This window comes from bacterium, from assembly GCA_040755795.1.
Lineage (GTDB): Bacteria > UBA9089 > CG2-30-40-21 > CG2-30-40-21 > SBAY01 > JBFLXS01.
On sequence record JBFLXS010000476.1, the window covers coordinates 1 to 2,780 of the forward strand.

The window sequence follows — 2,780 nt, forward strand, 5'->3', positions numbered from 1 at the left end:
GCAAAGTTCGCAAAGATTATAATTTATTCCTTTGCGTTCTTTGCGCCTTAGCGAGAAATTTAATCTTTATGCCTTTCTCCCACCAATAACTGACCGATTACCTCAGCCGAACGGTATTTAATTACCAATTACCAGTTACCAATCACCAATTACCAGAATCAAATTCCGTGCGTTATTTGTTCAACACGACACTAGAAGTAATAAGGATAAACCGAGGTGAAAAGATGAATCTAAGTACACTTCAGCTCAATTTTGAAAGGAAAGATATATATCTTTTTATAAAAGGTTTATTAAATAAAAGAGACTGGTACCTGACAGGCATACTTTTAGTATTATGTATAATCTTTTTTGCCCCAATATTATTTACAGATATAACCTTTGCCGATCGGCTCTTTAGTAAATATTCCTATCCAATGAGAGTCTTTGCATCGCAGTCTATTAAAGAAGGATGTTTTCCCCTATGGAACCCCTATATATTTTCCGGTTACCCTTTCTTTGCTAATATCCAGTCAGCTCTAAGCAATCCATTCTCTATTTTGACTTATCTTCTGCCATTTCAGTTTGGATTTAAGCTATTTTTTATCATTCAAGTATTACTTAGTGGGATATCAATGTATCTTCTGATAAGAGACTGGGGGTTAAGAGGAATAAGTTGTATGGTCAGTGCCATAATTTATATGTTCAGTAGCTTTTCACTTTCGGTTGACCTCCTTACCCAGGAGCCCTGGATACCACTTATCTTCTTTCTCTTTAATCGGGCATTAAAAAGGAAAAGCTATAGATATGCGATATCTACAGGAATAGTAATTGCTTTTCAACTTCTTGGGCTTTTTCCGGAAATATCTTATATGAGTCTCCTAACTTTGATATTATTTACAATTACCTCTTCTTTTAAAGAGAGAAATTTTTCTCTTAAACCATTCTTTTTCCTTCTTATCGCTATTTTAATTGGTCTTGGAATAAGTGCTTTTCAATCAGTTCCGTTTATAGAATTAGTTCTTCATTCTTCGCGTGGCGGGAAAATGTTATATTCTCAAGTCAGTATTTGCTCCCTCTCTTTCCCAGAATTGCTTGGCTTTTTCCTCCCTATCTCACCTGGAATCTATCCAGAACCACTCTTATTTTGGGTAGGTCAAGATTGGTTAAAAAGCAATTATATAGGAGGGTTAGCCACCGGTGTTGCTTTTATTGGCTTCTTTTCTAAAAGAAATTTATTGTGGAAATTTTTACTGTGCTTTTCTATCATACTCTCCGTAGGTGCTCATCTTCCTACATATAGGCTTTTATATGAATATTTACCAGGTATAAGTAGTTTTAGATTCCCAGTAAAATTCTTTTACTTAACGATATTTTCCTTTGCTATCCTCACGGGAGTTGGAGTAGAAAGGATACTTCAGAAAAAATGTCTACCTATCTTTTTATTTGGTATTGGATATATCTTACTACTTTTGGTTGGAATAGTATTTGAGAAGGATTTACTTCTTCTCTTACAAACCCGATATTTTCCTGACATTACAGAACTATTCGGGATGAAAACTGAGTATAATGAAATATTACTTAATAGCCTTTTTACCTGTAGCCTTTTATGGTTGGGTGTATTATTAGTTTTCTTATATAAAAAGGATAAGATAAAAACTTATATGCTGGAGTTTTGTTTGATTTCTATCATTATTTTAGATACCTTCATTTTCTCTACTAATTTAAATCCATTAGTTAGAGAAGATTTCTATCAATATGAGTCTAATGCATCAAAATTTCTTAAAGAGAAAAAGGGTTGCTTCCGAATTATACATATCCCAGAGTTATTAGCGGAAATGGATAAACATTACTATCTAATGCAAGGAAAGATGCTGCCGATAAAATTACGATATGCTCAAGATTTTTTAATCCCTAATTTTGGATTAATATACCATATTTCTGATGTCAATGGCGACAATGTATTGAGACTACAAAGATACAAGACTCTCCTACATATTATTAAGGATGCTCCTTTAAGATATCCCTCTCTTTTAGATATGCTCAATGTTAAATATATAATTGCAGACAAAAAGATCCCTTCCCCAAGATTAAAATTGGTCTATCAAGAGGGAGGGGTGATGATATACGAGAATTTATCCTGTCTTCCAAGGGCTTTTCTTATCCCACAGGCTAAAGTAATTAAAGAAGAGGCAAAAATATTAGAAGAGTTAACCAATCCGAAATTTGATTCAAGAAAAGAGGTTATTATAGAGCAGGAGATTAGTTCTCAAGGCTCAAACAGTGAAGTTAAACCTCAACTTAACAGATGGACTAAGATTATAAATTATGAATTTAATAATGTTACCATTGCTGTATCTTCCCCTACTAATAGTTTCTTATTCTTAAGTGATACTTACTATCCTGGTTGGAAGGTGTTTGTTGATGGTGATGAAAGGGAAATTTATTGTGCAAACTTTGCCTTTCGTGTAGTTTATCTGTCTCCAGGAAACCATCTAATTGAATTTAAGTACATCCCCATGAGTTTAATTATCGGAGGGATAATAACTATAATTACGCTTTTTGTCTCTTTGTGGTTGTTGACAGGTTTAAGAAAGAAGCAAAGCGGATTGAGTATAGGCAGATTGTAAACTAATTTTACAGGAGAAACGGTCATGAGTCTGCGACTCACAAAGGACAATGAAAATGGGAGAAGGACAACCCCCTAACCCCCTTTATTAAGGGGGAATATCTGTTCTACACCAGAGGATACGAGTCTGTGGATACTATACTAATTCGCTAATCTCTAATTCACTAATTCGCTA

Annotated in this window: 1 protein-coding gene; it reads left to right on the forward strand. The window is 34.1% G+C overall.

What is annotated here, in order from left to right:
• The first annotated feature begins 224 nt into the window (after window positions 1–224).
• Complete coding sequence (locus tag AB1414_18550; GenBank protein ID MEW6609415.1) at window positions 225–2,606, forward strand: YfhO family protein; 2,382 nt, start codon at window positions 225–227, stop codon at window positions 2,604–2,606.
• The last annotated feature ends 174 nt before the right edge of the window (window positions 2,607–2,780 follow it).